The organism is Psychrobacter sp. Sarcosine-3u-12 (assembly GCF_002836005.1).
Taxonomy (GTDB): Bacteria; Pseudomonadota; Gammaproteobacteria; order Pseudomonadales; family Moraxellaceae; genus Psychrobacter; species Psychrobacter okhotskensis.
Genome location: NZ_PJBY01000085.1, coordinates 1 through 24,016, shown reverse-complemented (window position 1 = coordinate 24,016; position 24,016 = coordinate 1). Strand labels below are relative to the sequence as shown.

General features: G+C 44.6%; 8 protein-coding genes. 7 read left to right on the top strand and 1 reads right to left on the bottom strand.

Annotated features, from left to right (window positions below; translation table 11 throughout):
• Positions 1 to 265: 265 nt before the first annotated feature.
• Positions 266 to 2,209, bottom strand: a complete 1,944-nt coding sequence (locus tag CXF65_RS05390) for an ATP-binding cassette domain-containing protein (protein WP_101211310.1) — start codon at positions 2,207 to 2,209, stop codon at positions 266 to 268.
• A 241-nt stretch (positions 2,210 to 2,450) separates the two neighbouring features.
• Between CXF65_RS05390 and CXF65_RS05385 the strand changes: the two genes are divergently transcribed.
• The 7 genes from CXF65_RS05385 (at position 2,451) to CXF65_RS05355 (ending at position 23,884) form a co-directional block, all read left to right on the top strand.
• Complete coding sequence (locus CXF65_RS05385; RefSeq protein WP_025651397.1) at positions 2,451 to 2,732, top strand: SlyX family protein; 282 nt, start codon at positions 2,451 to 2,453, stop codon at positions 2,730 to 2,732.
• A 235-nt stretch (positions 2,733 to 2,967) separates the two neighbouring features.
• The gene (locus CXF65_RS05380) at positions 2,968 to 4,179 is read left to right on the top strand and encodes an OmpP1/FadL family transporter (RefSeq protein WP_025651396.1); all 1,212 of its coding nucleotides are present in this window, start codon (positions 2,968 to 2,970) and stop codon (positions 4,177 to 4,179) included.
• Positions 4,180 to 4,601: 422 nt separating this feature from the next.
• Positions 4,602 to 5,936 carry an outer membrane protein transport protein gene (locus CXF65_RS05375; protein ID WP_101211309.1) on the top strand — a complete coding sequence of 445 codons (1,335 nt, stop codon included), beginning with the start codon at positions 4,602 to 4,604 and terminating at the stop codon, positions 5,934 to 5,936.
• Between the two features lie 480 nt (positions 5,937 to 6,416).
• Entirely contained in the window at positions 6,417 to 7,802 is a 1,386-nt protein-coding gene (locus CXF65_RS05370) for a hypothetical protein (protein ID WP_101211308.1), read from the top strand.
• A gap of 289 nt (positions 7,803 to 8,091) precedes the next feature.
• A complete protein-coding gene (locus CXF65_RS05365) occupies positions 8,092 to 13,518 on the top strand; it encodes a transferrin-binding protein-like solute binding protein (RefSeq protein ID WP_101211307.1) in 5,427 nt (1,808 codons plus the stop codon).
• Between the two features lie 783 nt (positions 13,519 to 14,301).
• Entirely contained in the window at positions 14,302 to 22,203 is a 7,902-nt protein-coding gene (locus tag CXF65_RS05360; RefSeq protein WP_101211306.1) for a transferrin-binding protein-like solute binding protein, read from the top strand.
• A gap of 127 nt (positions 22,204 to 22,330) precedes the next feature.
• Positions 22,331 to 23,884 carry a surface lipoprotein assembly modifier gene (locus CXF65_RS05355; protein ID WP_101211305.1) on the top strand — a complete coding sequence of 518 codons (1,554 nt, stop codon included), beginning with the start codon at positions 22,331 to 22,333 and terminating at the stop codon, positions 23,882 to 23,884.
• Positions 23,885 to 24,016: the final 132 nt, after the last annotated feature.

Genomic DNA, 24,016 nt, shown 5'->3' with positions numbered 1-24,016 from the left:
GTCAGTGTGATGACCTTATAATTAATAAGGGTATTCAACAATAGCGAATGATACTTGAAATTGAGGTAATGTTCACTAACTTTCAGTCCCTAATCTCTATGTAAGTAGTCGTAAAGCAATTATCACCACACTATTAATAGCATGTAATAGCATGATGATAATTTTTGTTCCCTTAAAGACCAACGTCACAATGAAAATTTAATCTCTCTATCCATTGCGTGTGTTTATTAAAGCATCTATTAAAGGTAGGCTTTAGCGATTCACATTAGCCTTCAAGTGTACTCCAACGCTCAAGCTTGCTCATTATCTCATCTTCAATCGCTAGTAAACGCTCACTAGCGGCTGTTGCTGCATCGAAGTCTTTTGTGAACCACGAGCCATCAGCCAATTTTTCTTGTAGCGCATTTTGTTCAGCTTCAAGCGCCGCAATCTCTTTTGGCAAATTGTCCAACTCACGTTGTTCATTATAGTTGAGCTTTTTAGCAGCTGTATTGGGTTTGGCAGCTTGAGTAGGCTTATTAGCAGGTTTATTGTTCGTGGCACTGTTATTTGGCGACCTAGCAGCACGTGTGGCTTCTTCACGGTTTTTTTGTACCAGATACTCTTGATAACCACCGACGTACTCTTTGACGATGCCTTTGCCTTCTTCATCAGTATCGAACACCCAGGTAGAGGTGACGACATTGTCCATGAACGAGCGGTCATGGCTAATCAGCAAGATAGTACCGTTAAAGCTGCTGACCGATTCTTCTAAGAGCTCAAGGGTGGCCATATCCAAGTCGTTGGTTGGCTCATCAAGTACCAAAATATTGGCAGGCTTTAGCAACTGCTTGGCAAGTAGGACGCGGTTACGCTCACCACCCGACAATGCTTTGACTGGCGTACGTGCACGCTCTGGGGCAAACAAGAAGTCTTGTAAGTAGCTCATGATGTGAGTTTTGCGGCCACCCACTTCGACGAAGTCAGAACCTTCAGAGACGTTTTGCGCGACACTGGCTTCTAGATCTAACTGATCACGTAGCTGATCGAAGAAGGCGATTTTTAGGTTAGTGCCTAGCTCAACGCTACCTGTTTTGGTCACTTCATCGTCAGACATATCGAGTAGGGCTTTAATCAACGTGGTTTTACCAGCACCGTTGGGACCAACGATACCAATCTTGTCACCACGCATAATCATGGTACTAAAGTTATCAACCAGTACGTTGCCATCATATTCCAGATGCAAGTTTTTAACCTTACAAACCAGCTTGCCACTTTTTTCGCCTTCACCCATAGTGATGTTAACGTTACCGACTTGCTCACGGCGACCGCTACGCTCTTCACGCAGTGCTTTTAGCTCACGTACACGGCCTTCGTTACGGGTGCGACGGGCTTTGATGCCTTGGCGAATCCAAACTTCTTCTTGGGCCAGTTTTTTATCAAAGTTGGCATTGTTTTTTTCTTCAGCGAGTAACTGTAGCTCTTTTAGTTCTTGATAGCGTGCATAACCTTTAGCACCTTGAGTGACGTCATAGCTTGTCAGCTGACCACGGTCAAGCTCAACAATACGCGTCGCGAGCTTATTGACGAATGCTCTATCATGGGTCACGAATAACAAGGTCAATCCTTGCCAATCTAACAAGAAGCGCTCTAGCCATTCGATACTTTCGACGTCCAAATGGTTGGTCGGCTCATCTAGTAGCAAGACATCAGGCTTGGTAACCAGTGAGCGCGCGAGTAGCACACGGCGCTTACGACCACCAGATAGCGACGATAAATCATCTTCTGGATCAAGTCCCATGGTCGTAATCAGTCGCGTGGCATCACGCTCTAGATCCCAGCCATGTACTGCATCGATATCATGCTGCAAGTTCGCCATATGCTCACAAGCATCCATATCGCCATCGGCACACATATCGACCTGCTTATTATAGTCAATCAGCAGATCCGCGGTGCGACGGCTACCACCCATGACGATATCTAATATACGGCCACTGGTTTCGGGGACGTCTTGTTCTAGCATAGCGACACGCATACTACTGTTGGTAATAATCTCACCGCTGTCAGGCTGCAACGAGCCATTGATTAACTTAAACAGCGTGGATTTGCCTTCGCCATTGCGACCAATCAAACACACGCGCTCGCCAGCATCGATTGCAAAATCAATACCATCGAGGACGGGAGCGACGCCAAATGCGAGGTGAATATCTTTTAGATGTATCAGTGCCATAAAATATCTTAAGCTTATATAATAGTGAGGTAGGGGTTGTTGCAAAATTGGCAGCAGTATAACATGCCACCACCTGACTGTAGTGCGAGTAAATGCTTTATCAGCACTATTTTTCGCTTCTATCAATAGCAAATAGGCTGTCAATGTTATCGCTATTTAACGGCTACTATTTAACGGTCATCAATCACTAATATATATTCCTTCAAACACCTCACATAAATACAATCACTTAGAGAAAAATATGGATCAATCTGTACCACCAACGAAACCGTTACTCGACTCTCAAGGCGATACATCTGCCGACCAAAGCGAGCTACATGCTCAAGTGATCGAATTACAGATGAATATGTCTCATTTGGAGCTGACGGTAGAGCGGCTCGATGAAGTAGTCGCTCGGCAAGATAAGCATATCCAGACCCTGCAACGTCAGCTGCAGCTTATATATAAACAAGTTGAAAGCCAAGATACTGAAGGGGGGATTGCGCCGTTTGATGTGATGGCTGATAGACCACCTCATTATTAAATACCTATGAGCCTTTAAAGGCCACTAATTATATCTGTATATTTCAAGCTAAAATTATATCCACATTTTTAGATACAGTTACTAGTCGATGACTGTCTAGTCATAATTCGGTAATAATGTATTTTTACAGTTGTCTTAAGGTGAAAAAGCCATTAGTATCCTTCCCCTTAGCTGCTGCCTACTTATCAATCCCTCGGTATGGCGGTAAAACAATGCGGATGTTTGGAGATACACAATGCGGGCCACTTTTCACCTAAAAACCCTTACGGTAGCTGTTGCTGCTCTTTCTGTTGCTAGCGTCGCTAGTGCTGCTGGTCTTGATCGTTCAGGTCAGGATATCACCGCATTCTTACAAGATGGAACCTATGCCGAAACCGTTTATACTTATATCGATGCCGATGTGAGTGGCAAGGATTCATCAGGCAATAAAATTGATGACATCGCAGAAGATTATGACTTTTTTCGTTATGGCGTAAAAGCAGATATCAATGATACATTCAGTGTTGGTATCTTATACGACGAGCCTTTCGGTGCTGCTGCTGATTATAGCGGCGACAACAATTTTATAGATGCAAATGGTGAAGGTACCAATGTAGAAGTGCGTACTGAAAACATTACTGGTATTATCGGTGCAAAATTTGGCGAAAATAAAAGCTTTCAAGTCTATGGTGGTCCAGTAGCCCAACGTGTAAAAGCTGACGTAAAATTACGTGGTACTGCTTATAGTGCTGCTAACGGTTATACCACTCACATTAGTGCCGATCAGGACTATGGTTATCTTGCAGGTTTTGCTTACAGCAAGCCTGAAATTGCATTGAAAGCCGCCTTAACCTACCGTTCAGAAATCGAACATAATGCACAATCAGCAGAAATTTATCCTGTTGTCGGTTCTGGTCTTATCCCAGCTCCTGTTGTAACTGCATTGGGTCTTTCAACAACTAGAAGCGAAAGTATTGAAATTACCACACCTGAATCAGTCAACTTTGATTTTCAAACGGGTATTAATCCAACGACACTAGCAACGGCTAAAGTGCGCTGGGTACCTTGGAGTGACTTTGCTATCGTACCCTCGTTATACAACGATGTGAGTAAAGTTTCTACACAAGACGATAAAGGTTTGGCATTAGTTAGTTATGATGAAGACCAGTGGCAGGTTGAGTTAGGTCTTGCTAAGCGTCTAGCCCCACAGTTTGCAATTAGCGGTACGGTTGGTTGGGATAGTGGTGCAGGTAATCCTGTCACTTCACTTGGCCCAATTGAAGGCTATTACAGTGTCGGTCTAGGTGGTAAATATGACATCACTGAAAACTGGGCAGTGTCTGCTGGTGGTAAATATCTGTGGTTCGGTGATGCTGAAGGCCAAATCCCAACTAAGCAAGTTGTCAGCAAGTTTGAAGACAACGACGGTTTTGCACTTGGTGTAAAAGTATCTTATCAAGCGAAGTAATAGCAAACTGAGCATTATATAGTTTGGCTATTTATTTGGTAATTTAACAACGATAAAAAAGCGATCCTGAATGGGTCGCTTTTTTGCTTTATCTATAGTACAAAATTGGTATATGTAGACTGTTATAAGTGTACGATTTTAACTGTTCTATTTTAGTCTGAAAAGACGATTTTAGTCTAGTAAAAAAACAAAACATCAAAGCTAAAATTATTAAAGGAAACAAGTGTTTAGTACAATATTTTAGGGTATTCTATACTGTTCAGTCATAAAATAGAAATAAAGTACTTTAAGTGTTGTTTTAGTGTCAAAAAATCATTACTATCGAAATTAGGACACCGTTTATATGATTTAAATTTGTACGCTTTATGGTCAATTTTAGATTTGTATAACGGTTAAACAACGAGGACGTTTGGAGATATATAATGCGCACTACCTTTCACTTAAAAACCCTTGCGGTAGCCGTCGCTACTATTTCTGTAGCCAGCATTACTCATGCTGCAGGTCTAGATCGTTCAGGTCAAGACGTCACTGCTTTCTTCCAAGACGGTACGTATGCCGAAGCTGTTTACACTTATATTGATGCTGATGTTAGTGGATATGATAGCTCTAATAACAATCCGTTCGACAATACTTATGAGCGTGGTAATAAAACGGGCGATATTGCTGAATCCTATGATTTTTTTCGTTATGGCGTAAAAGCGGATATCAATGACACTTTTAGTGTCGGTATTTTATATGATGAACCTTTTGGTGCTGCTGTTGAATACAAAGGTGACAACAATTTTGTTGCAAACAACAATCCAGCAGATTCAGCTGCTGAGTTTGCTAATGATGCAGTACCGACGCCTGGAGGACTCGATGGCGCGATAGTAGGTATTGGTGAAGCTAGCACTGCAGGTGAAAATACTAAAGTGGAAGTCCGTAGCGAAAGTGTCACTGCTATCCTTGGTATGAAGCTTGGTGAAAAGAAAAATTTCCAAATATATGGCGGTCCAGTCGCCCAACGCATTCAAGCAGATACAAAATTACGAGGTCTTGCCTATGGCCCCGCTACTGGTTATACATCACGTATTAGCCCTGATCAAGATTACGGTTATATAGCAGGTGTGGCTTATAGTAAGCCTGAAATTGCCTTAAAGGCTGCCTTGACTTATCGCTCTGAAATTGATCACAAATCACAAATATTCGAAAGTTATCCTTTAGCATCAATTATTGGTGCAAGCACTGGTCGTGATATTCCGACAAGCCGTAGCGGGACTATTGAGACCACCACGCCAAAATCAGTAAACTTTGACTTTCAGACTGGTATCAATCCGACGACTTTAGCTACTGCGAAAGTACGCTGGGTACCTTGGAGTGATTTTTCAATTACACCACCATTATATAATGAAGTCAGTAAAAATCCCGTTTCACGCCCTGATGGTTTGAACTTAGTTGATTATGACGACGATCAATGGCAAGTAGAGTTGGGTATGGCGAAACGCCTAACGCCAGCATTTGCTGTCAGTGGTACCGTTGGCTGGGATAGTGGTGCTGGTGATCCAACGACGTCATTAGGACCTATCGAAGGTTACTATAGTGCAGGTCTAGGTGCCAAATACAATGTCACTCCTGAGTGGGCTGTATCAGCCGGTGGTAAGTACTTATGGTTTGGTGATGCGCAAGGTCGATTACCAACTGGCAAGATCGTTGGCGACTTCGATGACAATGATGGGTACATCGTTGGTGTGAAGCTTTCTTACCAAGACACAAAATAATTAGTGAACACTTGTACTTATTTTTAAAATACTAGATTTAATGAATAAAAAGCAGCCCATTGTGGCTGCTTTTTTTATTGACGAAAATTATTAAAAAATAATATTAATTATCAATGCGTTACGTTTTCATTAATGAATAAACGTACTTCACTTTGACTGTTTAGTATACTGGCACGGTTATTATTTATATTTGACACGTTAATTAGGATCAAAATCTGCTTGACATAAATCTATCTTTGTAAAAAGTGGAAAAGGGTATTGCTATAGCGTTAAACTTTAATTATGATACTGAAATCAGTTACGTTGTCTTACATAGTGGTAATGTCTGATAACAATGACAGGTAACATTGCGTAAGCGATGGTTACATTCAATAGTTAAGTCGTATGGCAAAGGATTGCACAGCATAAGTTTCAATTACTGATAAAAGTATTACAGTGATTAAGCTTTTTGCCAGTTATTTTATTCATGGAGGATATCAAGTGTCTCAAAAGTTCCCTATCTCTAAACTCACTCTCGCTCTACTTACCCTATCTGCTGCATCATTGACGCAAGCAGCTGGTCTTGATCGTTCGGGTCAAGATATCAAAGGTTTCTTTAATCCTGGTACTTATGCCGAAGTTGATTACGCTTATATCGATACAAAAGTCTCTGCTCATGACAATGCCGGTGCTATCGTCACCTCAACTGAAGAGATTCGTAATGGCATTACGGCGACTGAGGCTGAATACGAAAAAGGTGTGGCAACTGGTGACGCGACTCCAGATACATACAGTTTTATGCGTTACGGGGTAAAAACTGACATTACTGAAAATATCAGTGTCGGCGTATTTTATGATGAGCCGTTTGGTGCAGAAGTAGAGTATTCTGGAGATAATACTTTTGTCTCTCAAGCAGGCAAAGATACCATTGCTGATTCATCGTCAGGGATATCTGTTCCTAATGAAGTCATCAACCCTTCAGTATTAGATCCAGACTATGACAAAAACACTAACGTTAGTGTTCATACAGAATCATGGACAGGGTTGATTGGTTATAAGGCCAATGGCTTCCAAGTTTATGGTGGTCCAGTTATGCAGAAAGCGAAAGCAGAAGTACATCTGCGAGGTCAAGCATACGGCCCCTTGACAGGCTATGATGCCAATGTAAACCCTGACACTGACTATGGCTGGGTAGCCGGTTTGGCTTATAGTAAACCTGAAATTGCTCTAAAAGCAGCGCTCACTTATCGCTCAGAAATTGAGCATGAAACCCCAGTAGGCGAAAGAGTACCATTACTAGGATCACCTTTGAAAGATGTAGCATTAGGTAAACTAGGAATCGATCCAAACTCTGAACTAGGTCAGTCTATTGGTGAATATGCAACGACCAACGCTACTGTAACCACACCTGAATCAGTGAATCTAAATATTGAAACTGGCCTGAGTGAAAAGTATCAGCTTTTAGGTACATTGGATGTACGCTGGGTACCTTGGAGCGATTTCACTATCGTACCTCCGCTTTATAATGCTTATTCTAAGGCGGCTGACCCTGAAGGTTTGCCACTTTTATCCTATGATAAAGACCAATGGAAAGTTGATGTTGGTTTAGCCAAACGTTTTAATGAAAAGCTGGCAGGTTCAGTAGTTGTTGGTTATGATTCAGGTGCAGGCGATCCTGTCAGCTCATTGGGTACTATTGAAGGATTCTATAGTGTCGGTGGCGGTGTTAAATACAATGTCACACCTGAATGGGCGGTATCAGTCGGTGGCAAATACCTTAAGTTTGGTGATGCTACTGGACAATTACCTAACGGCAGTATCGTTAGCAAAGCCGAAGATAATGATGGCTACATCGCTGGTGTAAAGCTGTCTTATCAAAGCCAGTAAACTATCATTCGATGATATTGCATTAAACAACCTCTTTAAAAAGCTTATCTGACCATTTAGTTGGATAAGCCTCATCAAGCACTATTATTATGTAAAGTAACAAATTAGTACTTATATAAATATTGGATGTCTCACAAATGAACGTTTGCGTCATGCTTTATTAGCCATTGTTAGTTGTTATAAATTGACTTTATAAACTAAATTTGGTTATCTATATATCTTGCCTAAATACTAATTTCATTATTAGTAGATAAAGGAATATCTATCAATCATCCATGGAGGAAGACGAATGTCACCTAACCGTCATTCAATCTCAGCTATAGTGACAGCTAAAAAATTCAAAACCCCGCTAAAAGCCAGTGTTGTGCTTTTGACATCAATGATCTTGGCCGCCTGTAATACGACTGACGACCCTTCTTATAATCTAGATGATGTCTTCACTCCAATACCAGGAAATGGTGGGGCAACTGATAAAGAACTAGCAGAAGCAAAAGCCGAAGCCGAAGCTGCTAAAGCAGAAGCTGAAAAAGCAAAAGCCGAGGCCGCTGAACAAATAGCTGCCGCTGAAAAAGCAGCTGAAGAAAAAGCAGCCGCGGCTATCAAAGCTAAGGAAGATGCTGAAGCTGCCACCGCAGCAGCTGAAAAAGCCAAAGCAGATGCTATTAAGGCGAAAGAAGACGCCGAAAAAGCGTTAGAAGAGGCCTTAGCTAATGGTGGTGGTTCAGAAGCCCTACAAAAAGAAGCAGAACGTAAAGCTAAATTGGCCGAACAAGCACAAGCGGACGCAGAAGCTGCCGAAGCTGCTGCTGAAGCTGCCGAAACCGCCGCCGCCGCCGAAGCAAATGCAGCCCAAGCTGCACAACAAGCTGCGCAAGATGCAGTAACAGCCGCTCAGATTAAAAATGACCCTGAAGCCGCTAAATCTGGTGTACAGCATATTAGTATTGATGCTTCTGGATTAGGCCAAGGCATGCTTACTACTACCACTCGTGATTTTGATATCACGGATGAAACACAAGTAGATGCGCGAGCAGATGAAGCTTCAGGTGGCCTAGTCTCCGATCCTGTTGCACTGAAAGTCAGTGGTGATAACGATTCTGAAGTAGCAGGCTCTAATGGATTTAAATCTTTTGAAAACACGACTAAAGTTAATAGCTCTTCATTAGGTGAAGTCGATCTAGTTTATACCTCAACATATAAAGATTTTGGCGATGACTTAAGAGTCGCTCATATTGATGGTGCTGCTGCTGGTTTGTTACCAGTGAACGGTGTTGCTGTGGTTGGTAATGCTACCCAAGCTGCCAACATGCCAACCGAAGGTAAAGTTGGTTACACTGGTGACGCAACTTATCGTGAAACTGGTCAAGATAAAGATATTAAATTTGGTACCTCAGTATTCACCGCTGACTTTGTAGCTAAAAACATCAAAGGTGACTTAACCTTTAGTGATAAGAACATTGGTTTAGAAGCAGATATTGATGGTAATCAGTTCTCAGGTAGTAAAGACGGCTATAATACCGATGGTGGATTCTACGGTGGAGATGGCCAGTACATAGGTGGTATCTACGAAGGCAATGGCGCCCAAGGTACTTATGGTGCAACCAGTGATAAGCAAGTAGCAGCTGAGCAAGCCGCTAAAGAAGCTGCTGCTCAAGCACAAAATTCTGAAAAAGCATTAGCTGCTGCTCAAGCACAAGCCGCAGAAGCTCAAGCTGCTGCAGAACAAGCGAAAGCTAATGCCGAAAAAGCAAAAGCAGATGCCAAAAAAGCCCAAGAAGCTGCTGATAATGCAGGTACTGGCGGTGATGATCAAGCGCTCCAAGAAGCATTAGATAGAGCCGCCGCAGCAGAAGCCGCCGCAGATAAAGCAAAAGCGGATGCAGATAAAGCAAAAGCGGATGCAGAGGCAGCTGCTAAGAAATTAGTAGATGCAGCAAATGCAGAGGCCGCTGCTGCTAAGAAAGCTGCAGAACAAGCGAAAGCTGATGCCGCAAAAGCAAAAGCAGATGCTGAGAAAGCTGAAAATGCTTCTAAAGAAGAAGCTGCTGCTGCTAAGAAAGCTGCAGAAGAGGCAGAAGCTCGTGCTAAAGCTGCAGAAGAAAAAGCAAAAGCTGCAGAAGAAAAAGCTAAAGAGGCTGCTGAAAAAGCAAAAGCTGACGCTGATGCACGTGTAGCGCAAGCTCAGAAAGATGCAGCGGAAGCCGCTAAAAAATCAGAAGAAAAACTTGCAGCAGCTGAAAAAGCCAAAGCAGATGCCATTAAAGCGAAAGAAGACGCCGAAAAAGCGTTAGAAGAGGCTTTAGCGAATGGCGGTGGTTCAGAAGCCCTGCAAAAAGAAGCAGAACGTAAAGCTAAATTGGCCGAACAAGCACAAGCGGACGCTGAAGCTGCACAAACCGCAGCCGAAGCTGCACAAGACGAAGCTGCAGCTGAAGAAAATGCAGCCCAAGCGGCTCAACAATCAGCACAAGAGGCAGCAGCAGCCGCTCAGATTAAGAATGACCCTGAAGCCGCTAAGTCTGGTGTACAGTCACTAAATATTGATGCAAGTGCTGCAGGTCTAGACGCATTCAAAACCACCACGCGTGACTTTACGATTGGTGAAGACAACGTTGATGCTCGAGCAGATACTGCATCAAACGGCTTATTACCTATCGTTAATGTGACCACCTCAGGCCCGAACGATACTGATCTTGCCAATGGGTTTAAATCACATGAAGACAACACTGAGATTGAGACCGCTCTAGGCGTATTACCATTAACCTATACCTCAACTTATAAAGATTTTGGCGATGACATGCGCATCGGTCACATTGATGGTGCTGCTACAGTTGCTGCCCTTGGCGGTACGAAACTTCCTGTCAATGGCGTTGCCGTGGTTGGTAATGCCACCCAAGCTGACAATATGCCGACAGAAGGTAAAGTTGGTTATACCGGTGATGCCACTTATCGCAAGCTAGGTATCGGTAATGACATCGAATTTGGCAAATCAGTATTTACTGCCGACTTTGTCGCTCAAAACGTCAAAGGCGATCTGACATTTGACAAAGCCGGTGAGATTGGCCTAACCGCTGCTATTGATGGCAACCAGTTCTCAGGTGCTGCTGCTGACAATGCCGGATATAACACCGACGGTGGATTTTATGGTGGCGATGGCCAGTACATAGGCGGTATCTATGAAGGCAATGGCGCCCAAGGTACTTATGGTGCGAAAAGTGATGCACAAACACAAGCTGAGCAAGCCGCTAAAGAAGCCAAAACTAATGCAGAAGCTACTGAAAAAACCCTAGCCGCTGCTCAAGCACAAGCCACAGAAGCTCAAGCTGCTGCAGACAAAGCCCAAGCGGATGCTGTAAAAGCGAAAGCCGATGCTGAAAAAGCGCAAGAAGCAGCGGATAACGCTGGTACTGGCGGTGATGATCAAGCGCTCCAAGATGCATTAGATAGAGCTGCCGCAGCAGAAGCCGCCGCCGAAAAAGCCCAAGCGGATGCAGATGCAGCAATCAAAACTGCCACAGAAAAAGCACAAGAAGAAGTTAAAGCGGCACAGGATCAAGCACAAGTAGAAATTGCCGCTGCACAAAGTAACGTTGAAGCTGCTCAACAAGAAGCTGCGACTGCCAAAGCTACCGCTACTGCAGCTGAAGCTACCGCTACTGCAGCTGAAGCTACCGCTGCTGCCGCCGAAAAAGAGGCCGCCGAAAAAATTGCCGCAGCAGAGTCAGCAGCAGAAGAAGATGTAGCAGCAGCTCAAGCTCAGGCAGATAAAGCAATAGCTGATGCTGAAAAAGCTCAGGCAGACTTAGAACAAGCTAAAGCAGCTACTCAAGCAGCAGAAGATAGAGCAGCTACAGCAGCTACAGCAGCAGCAGCAGCCGAACAGAAAGCTCAAGATTTGCAAGATCAACTAGATGCGCTAAATAATCCTGATGCATACAAGTCTGATGCCGAAGCGGAGCAATCAGGTGCTCAAACACTAAATATTGATGCAAGTGCTGCAGGTCTAGACGCATTCAAAACTACCACGCGTGACTTTACGATTGGTGAAGACAACGTTGATGCTCGAGCAGATACTGCATCAAACGGCTTATTACCTATCGTTAATGTGACCACATCAGGAGCTGGTGATACTGAGCTTGCCAATGGCTTTATGAGTCATGATGACAGCACTGAGATTCCTACTGCCTTAGGTGTATTACCATTAGACTATACGTCGGTTTACAAAGACTTTGGTGATAACGGAGAGATGCGCATCGGTCATATCGATGGTACTGCTACAGTTGCTGCTCTTGGTGATGCAGAACTTCCAGTAAATGGCGTTGCGGTGACAGGCAATAAAACAGAGACGCTACCTACAGACGGCACGTTTGAATATGCTGGTGATGCCACCAATCGTCAACTTGGTGCGGGTAACGACATTGAGTATGGCAGCTCAGAGTTTACTGCTGACTTCGTCGCTAGCAAAGTTGATGGTACGCTGAAATTCTCTAAAGCTGGTGAAATCGGTCTATCAGCAAGTATTGACGGCAATGAGTTTTCTGGTGCTGCAGCCGATAACGATGGCTACAATACAGAAGGTGCTTTCTACGGCAAAGATGCTAATTATATCGGTGGTATCTATGAAGGTAATGGGTCACAAGGTACGTATGGTGCAGAGAAAGATGGCACTCCAGCTGACCTAGTTGAGCCTGAAGTTCCAGAGCCTGAAGTTCCAGAGCCTCCAGCCAATCCAGATGTAGTTGCTAACGCTGATGTCACCGGAATTATGAGCAACACTTTGAGTAGTCAAGAAGGTTTAGGCACTACTAATGCTATTGGTTTCCGTCAGTTCGTTAACGATAAGCAAGACTTCACGACCACAAGTACAAATGATAACGGTGAAGTTGTACCGGATATTGTTGAAAACGAGAGCACCAATAACTTCCCTGATTACAATGAGTTTGATGCACGTCTTGACATTGTTAAGCCAGAACAGTTTACTGAAACCACGAACTTAACCACAGTTCGGGATGACGATATTGTAGCTAGTAACGGCTTTATGAAGTCTGCTACACAAAACGTTGCAACGATCCAAAATGCCAATTCACCAATCGGTAAGATTGAGCTAAAAGTTGACTATGATTCAGTTTACAAAAACTTCAATTCACAGATGCAGATCGGTCATGTTTATGGTGATATTCGTAAAGAAGGTTTTGCTGGCGGTGTGAAATCACGCTATGCAAACGTCTATGCAACCGGTAATGGTACTGCTCAGGCTGATATGGATTATCTGAAAACCTTAGGACAGTACAACATTGATAATGGTATCAATGATGGTAAAGTGGCGTATGCTGGTGTTGCTACCTATGCAGAAAACATACATCTGCTAGACAGTACTGCTATAGATCCAGTTTTAGACGGCACCTCTAAATTTGATGTCGACTTTGTGAACAGTAAGCTTGAAGGTAAGTTGACGTTTGCAGATGGCGACTATAAGTATATGCCTGCTGGCAATGAAATTAATATCAATGCAGATATTACAGGCAATACCTTTGCTGGTACAAACGCTGCTAACAACGTTCAAACCTCAGGTGGTTTTTATGGCGAGGATGCTAATTTCTTAGGCGGTATCTACCAAGAAGCCCAACCTGGCGATGTAGCAGGTACAGGTACTACACAAGGAACTGGAACAACCTTCCAAGGTACCTTTGGCGCTGAAAAGCAACCTAAGCCTTAATAGAACATATTTAGACTTCTTATTTTAATGAAGAAAAAGCGCCTTAGGGCGCTTTTTTTATTGCCATTAATAAAGAGAAAAATATTATTATTGTAGTTTACAACTGTTTCCTTAATGGATTAATGTTGATCTAATAAAATTATCTTTTCAAGAGGATAAATCTCCTTAGGATATTATATTAAACTATAGTTTGTTATTTATACTGTTGTTATGGCGATATCTATCCAAGATAAAGCTGGTTTCTTAATATGCTATACATGTGATTTATATTGAGTTGTCAGTTGTTTAAAATCTATAACCTCACACATATGCTATATAACCTTGTTATCACATAGTTTTGGATAGATTTTTTAACAGTCAAGCAAATTTTCTTAGTGTTTTCTTTTATAAAAATAGACCAATGGTTCTAAATTAATGTGATTTCATAGGTCTTGACTAGAAATAACTTCCTTATTTAAGATTTTTAGTAGAAACGTAGCTTATTTCTATAATTTATTTAATTATCTTTATGACTTTCTCATAGACAGTCATTGTCGATTCGAATTTTTTGGCATGCAGTATTAGTGAAATAATAGTCATGTATATACAGCGAGCCTTCCTCATAATTTCTAATATTCTATAAATATTCTCTTTAATAGATATTAATTAGTAACCAAAGGTTACGGTGAACAATATTTCGTTTATATTAATTGACTTTTTGTATGTAATTTGTTTATCTATACGCGGCACTGGATAAAAGTCGTGCCTAACGGAATATCATAAACTCTTCATGGAGGAAGTCGAATGTCACCTAACCGTCATTCAATCTCGGCTGTATCGACAGCTAAAAAATTAAATACCCCGCTTAAAGCCAGTGTTGTTCTTTTGACAGCAGTTATTCTAGCTTCATGTGCAACTAGTGGAGGAGATAATTCTACTACTCCAAAACCAACTCCTGTTTTACCAGGGGTAGAAGACGGTGGAACTGGCGGAGAAACTGGTGGTGATGAAGCTGGCGGAGAAACTGGTGGCGGTGAAACTAGTGGCGATATAGCAGCTATTAAAGATGCAGAGGCTAGAGCCAAAGATGCAGAAGCTAAAGCGGCAATTGCAGAGGATCAGACAAAAGTTGCGCAAGCTAAATTAGCAGAAGCTACCAAAGCACTAGACGTGGCTAAAAAAACAGCACAAGAAAAAATTGAAGCTATAGAAAAGGCATCAAAATCAGAACTAAATGCTGCTAAAAAAGCGGCGAAAACTGCTCAAGATGCACTTAAAATCGCTGAGGATACATTTAATGTAGAGTCCTCTAAAGCGGTTGCCGCTGCTAAAGCAGAAGCGGCAGAAGCCAAAGGCGCAGCACAGGCCGCTAGAGCAGAAGCTGTAGCCAAAATTGAAGCAGCCGCAAAAGCATCCAATGCAGATGTAGACGCTGCTAAAAAAGTCGCGGCAGAAGCAGTAGAAAAAGTTAAAGCTGCGGAAGAAAAAGCAAAGGCAGCAGATACTCGAGCAACAGCAGCTGAGACCAAAGCACAAGAAATACAAGAATCGTTAAAAGCAGAGACAGCTGCTAAAGAGGCAGCACAAGCTAAAAACAAAGTAGCTGAAACTGAAACGAAGAAAGCTCAAGATAAAGCCAAGATAGCAGAAGCAAAAGCAGCAGCAGCAGACAAAGCGGTTGCTGATGCAAAAGCTGATGCTACTAAGAAGATTGCAGCCATAGAGAAAGCATCAGATAGCCAAATTGCTGCTGCTGAACAAGAAGCAAAAGTTGCACAAGAGGCACTTAAAACTGCGGAAGCGAAAGCAATTGTTGCCACAAAGGCAGCTGCAAAAGCCGCTGCCGCTGCTGCCGCTGCTGCCACTAGAGAAGCTGCAGCAAAAATAGAGGCTGTTAAAACTGCCTCAGCAAGCCAAATTGGGGCTGCAAAAAAAGAAGCCATTGCTGCTCAGGCACGCGCTGACAAAGCGGTCGCAGATGCCGCTACTGCTCAAAAACGTGTAGAAGAAGCGGAGGCGATTGCTAAATCAGAGGCTGATAGAGCAGACTTAGAGGCTTCGCAAAAGGAACAGGCGATAAAGCAAGCTGAAGAAGCAAAAGTAGAGGCATTAAAGGCTAAGGATGAAGCAGTAAAAGCAAACAAAGAAGCAGCAGATTCTAAACAGTTAGCCGAAAAAGCTAAAGCGGACTTAGTAGCTGCCGAAGCAGCACTTGCTAAAGCTGAGAAAGACCTAGAAGAAGCGTTGGCAAGTGGAGGTAATCCAGAAGCCCTTCAAGCAGAAGTGGATCGTCGCCAAGCCGCCCTTGACGCGGCGAACGCTAAAGCCACAGCAGCCGAGCAAGCACAAGCAGCAGCGACTGCCGCAGCCGAGGCCCAAGTCGCCGCCGCTCAGCAAGCCACTCAAGCAGCGCAAGATGCCTTAGCTGCCGCTCAAATCAAGAACGCACCTGAAGCCGCTAAGTCTGGAGTTCAACATGTCAGTATCGACGCTTCAGGTTTAGGCCAAGGCGCACTGACAACCACGACTCGTGACTTTGGCATTACCGATGCAACACAAGTACAAGCTCGTGCAGATATTGCTTCTGGAGGCCTAGTATCTGATCCTGTAGCACTTCAAGTCAGTGGTGACAATGATGCAGCAGTAGCAGGCTCTAACGGATTCAAGTCATTTGAAAACACCACCAAAGTAGTTACTTCATCACTGGGTGAACAAGACCTCGTCTACACCTCAACGTATAAAGATTTCGGTGATGACTTAAGAGTGGCTCATATCGATGGCGCCGCTGCTGGACTGTTACCTGTTAACGGTGTTGCCGTCGTCGGCAATGCGACTGAAGCTGATAACATGCCAAAAGATGGCATCGTAGGCTACACAGGTGATGCCACCTATCGCAAGATTGGTTTAGGCAAAGACATTCAATTTGGCACCTCAGTCTTTACTGCCGACTTTGTCGCCAAGAACCTAAAAGGTGATTTAACCTTTAGTGATAAGAAGATTGGATTAGAAGCCACGATTGCAGGCAACCAGTTCTCAGGTAGCAAAGATGGTTACAACGCCGATGGTGGATTCTTCGGTGGTGACGCGCAGTACCTAGGCGGTGTTTACGAAGGTAATGGCGCTCAAGGTACCTATGGTGCTAAGAGTGACAAGCAGACCGCAGCAGAAAAAGCGGCTGTGAAAGCACAAGCGGATGCGGATGCAGCCAATGCAGCCATCGCTGGTGTTCAAGCACAAGCTGCTGCTGCCAAAGCTGCCGCAGACAAAGCCCAAGCTGATGCCATTAAAGCGCAAGAAGCCTTGGCAAGAGCAGAAGAGAACTTAGCAAACGCCGGTAATGGTGAAGACCTGCTCGCGGCTGCACTAGAACGTGCTGCATTAGCAGAAGCGGCAGCAGAAGCAGCAGAGACTGCAGAAGCGACAGCGATAGCTGCTAAAGAAGCTGCCTTAGCAGCTAAAGCTTCAGCAGAGGATGCTGCCATTAAAGCACAAGCTGCAGCAGACAAAGCCATTGGTGAGGCTAAAGTAGAAGCAGACAAGAAAGTAGAAGAGGCCAATAAACAAGCGGCTGATGCAAAAGCTCAAGCGGCTGATGCTGAAGCACGTGCTACTGCGGCTGAAGCGGCAGAGATAAAAGCCAAAGCTGAAGCAGACAAAGCCAAAGCTGATGCTGAGACCGCGATTGCAGCAGCTAATGCCAAAGCTGAAGAAGCAAAAGTAGAGGCATTAAAGGCTAAGGATGAAGCAGTAAAAGCAAACAAAGAAGCAGCAGATTCTAAACAGTTAGCCGAAAAAGCTAAAGCGGACTTAGTAGCTGCCGAAGCAGCACTTGCTAAAGCTGAGAAAGACCTAGAAGAAGCGTTGGCAAGTGGAGGTAATCCAGAAGCCCTTCAAGCCGAAGTGGATCGTCGCAAAGCAGCCCTTGATGCGGCTAACGCCCAAATTAGCGCCGCCGAGCAAGCGCAAGCTGCCGCGACAGCTGCCGCAGAAGCTCAAATAGCAGCCGCCAACCAAGCCGCGCAAGCCGCCAAAGACGCCTTAGCAGCCTCGCAGATTAAGAACGCCCCTGAAGCGAAGAAATCGGGAGTTCAATCCTTAAACATTAACGCCGGCTCACTTGGATTGTTTAACACCACCACCCGCGACTTTACCGTCAATGAAGACGGCTCTGCCGTGGACGCTCGTGCTGATATTGCCTCACAGAACCCAGATGGCACAGCAGGCTTACTACCACTGGTCCCAATCACCCTCTCAGGTGAAGGCGACACTGAAGTGGCTAATGGCTTTAAAGCCCATGAAGATAACACCAACATTGTGGTTGCCGCCATTGGTCAAACACTGCCTTTAACCTACACCTCAACCTATAAAGACTTTGGCGATGACATGCGCATCGGCCACATTGACGGCTCTGCTGAAGTCACCCTATTAAACAAAACCCTACCTGTCAATGGTGTCGCCGTCATCGGTAATGCCACCCAAGCGGCCAATATGCCAACAGAAGGTAAGGTTGGCTACACAGGGGATGCCACTTACCGCAAGCTTGGCATTGGTAATGACATCGAGTTTGGCAAATCCGTCTTTACGGCCGACTTCGTGGCTAAAAACGTAAAAGGCGACTTAAGCTTTGCCAACGCCGGTAAGATTGGTTTAACCGCCGGTATTAATGGTAACCAATTCTCAGGATCGGCCGCTGACAATGCTGGTTACAGCACTGAAGGTGGCTTCTTTGGTGGCGACGCTCAATACCTAGGCGGGGTTTACGCTGGTAATGATGCCCAAGGTACCTATGGCGCGAAGAGCGACAAGCAAACCGCCGCAGAGCAGGCCGCTGCCAAAGCACAAGCGGATGCCGCCAAAGCCAATGCTGACAAAGACAGCGCCAACGCTCAAGCCGCTGCTGCCAAAGCGGCTGCTGACAAAGCTCAAGCGGATGCCGTTAAAGCCCAAGAAGCCTTAGCAAAAGCAGAAGAAGCCTTGGCCAATGCGGATACAGGAGACGGTGGTCTTGCTGCCGCCTTAGCAAGAGCGGAAGCGGCAGAAGCCGCCGAAGCGGCTGCTCTAGCAGCGGCTGCCACCGCAGAGACCGCACGCCTTGCTGCTGAACAAGCTCAAGCTGCTGCAGAAGACGCTGCCCTAAAAGCCAAAGCGGCGGCCGACAAAGCGGTTGGTGACGCTAAAGCGGAAGCCGACAAGAAAGTCACAGAAGCCAATCAACAAGCGGCTGATGCTAAAGCGCAGGCGGCTAAAGCAGAAGCCGACGCGGCCACCGCTAAAGCGGCAGAAGATAAAGCCAAAGCGGAAGCCATAAAAGCCAAAGCGGATGCTGAAACTGCCATTGCAGCTGCCAACGCTAAAGCTGACACTGCCAATCAACAGGCAATAGATGCCAAAGCCCAAGCCGAGCTTGAGAAACAAAAAGCGGCGACTGCCCAAGCAGAAGCGGACAAAGCCAAAGATGAATTACTCACCGCACAAGCTGCCCTAGCTAAAGCAGAGAAAGATCTAGCGGATGCTCTAGCATCAGGCAATGGCAACACCGCCGCCTTACAAGCCGAAGTGGATCGTCGCAAAGCAGCCCTTGATGCGGCTAACGCCCAAATTAGCGCCGCCGAGCAAGCGCAAGCTGCCGCGACAGCTGCCGCAGAAGCTCAAATAGCAGCCGCCAACCAAGCCGCGCAAGCCGCCAAAGACGCCTTAGCAGCCTCGCAGATTAAGAACGCCCCTGAAGCGAAGAAATCGGGAGTTCAATCCTTAAACATTAACGCCGGCTCACTTGGATTGTTTAACACCACCACCCGCGACTTTACCGTCAATGAAGACGGCTCTGCCGTGGACGCTCGTGCTGATATTGCCTCACAGAACCCAGATGGCACAGCAGGCTTACTACCACTGGTCCCAATCACCCTCTCAGGTGAAGGCGACACTGAAGTGGCTAATGGCTTTAAAGCCCATGAAGATAACACCAACATTGTGGTTGCCGCCATTGGTCAAACACTGCCTTTAACCTACACCTCAACCTATAAAGACTTTGGCGATGACATGCGCATCGGCCACATTGACGGCTCTGCTGAAGTCACCCTATTAAACAAAACCCTACCTGTCAATGGTGTCGCCGTCATCGGTAATGCCACCCAAGCGGCCAATATGCCAACAGAAGGTAAGGTTGGCTACACAGGGGATGCCACTTACCGCAAGCTTGGCATTGGTAATGACATCGAGTTTGGCAAATCCGTCTTTACGGCCGACTTCGTGGCTAAAAACGTAAAAGGCGACTTAAGCTTTGCCAACGCCGGTAAGATTGGTTTAACCGCCGGTATTAATGGTAACCAATTCTCAGGATCGGCCGCTGACAATGCTGGTTACAGCACTGAAGGTGGCTTCTTTGGTGGCGACGCTCAATACCTAGGCGGGGTTTACGCTGGTAATGATGCCCAAGGTACCTATGGCGCGAAGAGCGACAAGCAAACCGCCGCAGAGCAGGCCGCTGCCAAAGCACAAGCGGATGCCGCCAAAGCCAATGCTGACAAAGACAGCGCCAACGCTCAAGCCGCTGCTGCCAAAGCGGCTGCTGACAAAGCTCAAGCGGATGCCGTTAAAGCCCAAGAAGCCTTAGCAAAAGCAGAAGAAGCCTTGGCCAATGCGGATACAGGAGACGGTGGTCTTGCTGCCGCCTTAGCAAGAGCGGAAGCGGCAGAAGCCGCCGAAGCGGCTGCTCTAGCAGCGGCTGCCACCGCAGAGACCGCACGCCTTGCTGCTGAACAAGCTCAAGCTGCTGCAGAAGACGCTGCCCTAAAAGCCAAAGCGGCGGCCGACAAAGCGGTTGGTGACGCTAAAGCGGAAGCCGACAAGAAAGTCACAGAAGCCAATCAACAAGCGGCTGATGCTAAAGCGCAGGCGGCAGAGGCTAAAAAACGCGCTGATGAGGCTGAAACGGCGAAATTAGATGCTGAGGCTAGAGCGAAAGCAGCAGAAGATGCTCTTGAAGCCGCGCAGCAGCTACCACCAGCTCCTAATAATCCAAAGGCTCCAGTCAATGCAACAGTAACTGGTTTCCAAAACAGTATTGCAGATCATGATAATAGTGGTATAAGTGCAAATACTTCTACTAGCTATGATACGTACACTGCGCTTTTGAATGAAACAGGTTCAAGAGACTTTAAAAACTCTATAAATTTAGAATTGAGAAACGCATCTGACGAAGATTATGAAGGTAGTTTCAAAAAGAGCGAACTTAAGAAAATTGGCGGTGTATTTAATAATAAATTAAATTATACGTCAACTTATAAGAACTTTGATGATCAGATGCAGATTGGTCATGTATATGGAGACCTTAAAGGCCCAGCCAATTTAATCCAACTATCTAAGCTATCGAACGTATATGTACAGGGTAATAGTACAAATATCGATGACATGCAGTACATGAAAACTCTCTCACAGTACAATATTGATAACAAAATCAATGATGGTAAAGTGAACTATAAAGGTGTGGCTAGCTACATCGGTAATAGTAAAGAGGAAATCATTGGTCATGACCCAATCATAGGGACTTCGGAGTTTAAAGTTGACTTCGTTGATAGCCAAGTCGATGGAACGTTATCATTTGATGGTTCTAATGTTAGCGAGAAAAAGATTAAAGCCGAAATCAGCGGTAATACCTTTGCAGGCAGTTGGAATGGTGTCGATACTAAAGGGGGCTTCTATGGTGAAGATGCCAAGCTATTAGGCGGTGTATATCAAGTTGCTGATGGTAAAGGTACTTATGGTGCCACTAAGGCGGACCCAAACGCCGAGCCAGTACCAGAACCTAAAGCTATAACAGGTGTTATGAGCAATACCATTAGTAGCGTATCAGGCTTAGGTACCGATGACGCAATTGGTTATCGTCAGTTTGTTACGGACAATCAAACCTTTACTACTACAACGGGTGAAGGTGAAGGCACGACACCGACCATAGTTGAAGATAGTGCTGTAGATAATTTACCAAGCTATGATAAGTTTGAAGCCCGTCTTGATATCGTTAAACCTAACAAGTTCAAGCAAACAGCTACGATTACAACCGTTAGAAATAGTGACGTCGCCTTTGACGCGGATAGCGGTTTCATGAAGTCTAAGGATAAGAATGTTGCTACTTTCAAAAACGTAGGATCTATCATTGGTGACATTGATTTAAAATATAATTACGACTCTGTGTACAAGAGTTTTGGCACACAGATGCAGATAGGTCATGTTTATGGTGATCTCGTTAAAGAAAGTGGTATTGGTAGTGGTGTCAAATCACGTTATACCAATGTCTATGCAATAGGTCATGCCACCGAAAATATGCCAACTGATGGTAATGTTCAGTATGCTGGTGTTGCCACCTATATGGATAATATTCATTTAGGCTCGGGCGCTATCAAAAACCCAGTAGTCAACGGTACATCCACATTCAATGTAGATTTCGTTAATGACTCTTTGACAGGTGAGCTGACTTTTGCTGGTATCAATAAAAATATTGGTATAGATGCTACTATCGATGGTAATACCTTCGCTGGTAGAAAGAATAATATTGCGACATCAGGTGGTTTCTATGGTGATGATGCTAAATTCTTAGGAGGCATCTATCAAGAAGCCAGACTGGATGGTGATAGCGCTGTGCCAGGAACTGGTACTACTCCAGGTACAGGAACGACCTTCCAAGGTACCTTTGGCGCCGAAAAGCAATAAGGTAATATGACTGTATAACACAAACGAAAAAGCGTCCTAGGGCGCTTTTTTTCTCGCTTAAATTATCAAAATCCCTTAGGATGATTAAGTTTGGAAAATTAATGATCGTACTTAGGTAAGGATACCCATGAATAATCAATATATGTGCAAACCTCTCACGGCTTCTATTTTACTATCAATGATGGCTTTTTCTTTACCAGCCATGGCGGCAGAGCCTGAGTTTGAAGATATAGAGCCAGAGCTTAACCAAGCAGATGAACTGCTTAAGCGCGAAAACCAAACAGCTGTATCAAATCCTACAGCTCCTTCTACAGCTGTCTCTGATACAGAGGCACAGCGTGCTATCAGAAGCCGCCAACAACTTGCCGCTGCAACTGCCTATAATCTAGAGGCGCTAAAAGCCAATCCAGCAGCGTTCAGCAAGTATCTCAATGATGCATTAGCTGCGCAGGATATGGTCACTGTTAAAGAATTACTGCCACACTACAAAGCACTTGAAACCAATGATCCAATGCTGATTCAATTCGCTGATGCATTGATATATCGCAGTGAAGCCAAAAACAAACAAGCGATTGAAATCTATCGTGACATGCTAGCGGCAGACCCTGACTTCCATCCAGTACGTCTAAACATGGCCATCGCCATGCAAGCAGATAAGCAGTATGCTGCCGCAAAAGAGCAGTTTTTAAAGCTGCAATCAGTTGAGCTACCAGCACCTGTCATGGCCAGAGTTCAAAATTCTTTATCTCAAATAAATAGGTCAGAAAAATGGCAGTTTAATGCCTCTGCCAGCTATGTCAGAGATAGTAATATCAATGATGCACCCTCGAAATCCATTCAATCAGACTTGGGGCGCTCGATTGAGCAAAAATCAGCCAATGGTATTCAGGTGTCTGGTAGTGCCAATAAGCGCTTTAATTTACCAGAGAACTTTTATGCAACCGTAGGTGGTAATGCCTCATTAAAAGGCTACTGGGATGAGACGGATTATAACGATTATCTATTAACGGCTTCTGCTGGCGTTGGTTATGATGATGCCAAAAATGATGTCTCACTTACGCCGTTTGTGACGAAACGATATTACGATGAAGAAGATTATAGTTTACGTAAAGGCATCACCGTCAGTGGCTCTCGCTGGGTAAAGCCAAAATTAAAATTGACGGCCACAGGTATTTTGTCCAACGAAACATTTGAAGATGATGACAATCAGAACCGTGAGACAGATGGTCAGTTTCTCGGGTTAAATGCGTTTTATATCAAAGATGCCAAAGAGTACTTCTACGGTGGTCTTGGTAATTATCAAAATGATGTGCCCAAATCTAGCATTATTAGCTATGATCGTAACTCAGTCAATGCGGGTTGGGGCCGTGAATGGAAGCAAGGCATCTCAACACTAGCGACAGTCGGATATGGGATAAAAGAGTATGAAGACCCTGCAGATGCCTATCCAGCTGGCAGTGGCGCATGGAAAGGTTACTATAACGCTGTAGGCGGGGAGCTTGGCTCAAAAAGAAAGGATAAAACCACCTCATTAGGATTGCAGGTATGGAAGCGTGACTTTACTGTGCTTGGACTGACCCCAAGATTGGTGTTTGATTACGATACCACTTCTAGTAACTTTGCCTATTATGATGACCGTGATGAAAAATCTGCGACCGTGTTATTAATCAAAAGCTTTTAATACCATAGGCTGCTAACAGCAGGAAGTTTTAATAGAACAACTCTCTAAATAGCGTAAGAAGCCAAACACTAAATACATATAATAAAAAACCTCGCCAACTACCAATAGATAGTGGGCGAGGTTTTTTTATAG

Excerpts from the sequence above, each read along its gene's own strand:
- CXF65_RS05390 (WP_101211310.1), bottom strand. The coding sequence starts at position 2,209 with ATGGCACTGATACATCTAAAAGATATTCACCTCGCATTTGGCGTCGCT.
- CXF65_RS05385 (WP_025651397.1), top strand. The coding sequence starts at position 2,451 with ATGGATCAATCTGTACCACCAACGAAACCGTTACTCGACTCTCAAGGC.
- CXF65_RS05380 (WP_025651396.1), top strand. The coding sequence starts at position 2,968 with ATGCGGGCCACTTTTCACCTAAAAACCCTTACGGTAGCTGTTGCTGCT.
- CXF65_RS05375 (WP_101211309.1), top strand. The coding sequence starts at position 4,602 with ATGCGCACTACCTTTCACTTAAAAACCCTTGCGGTAGCCGTCGCTACT.
- CXF65_RS05365 (WP_101211307.1), top strand. The coding sequence starts at position 8,092 with ATGTCACCTAACCGTCATTCAATCTCAGCTATAGTGACAGCTAAAAAA.
- CXF65_RS05360 (WP_101211306.1), top strand. The coding sequence starts at position 14,302 with ATGTCACCTAACCGTCATTCAATCTCGGCTGTATCGACAGCTAAAAAA.
- CXF65_RS05355 (WP_101211305.1), top strand. The coding sequence starts at position 22,331 with ATGAATAATCAATATATGTGCAAACCTCTCACGGCTTCTATTTTACTA.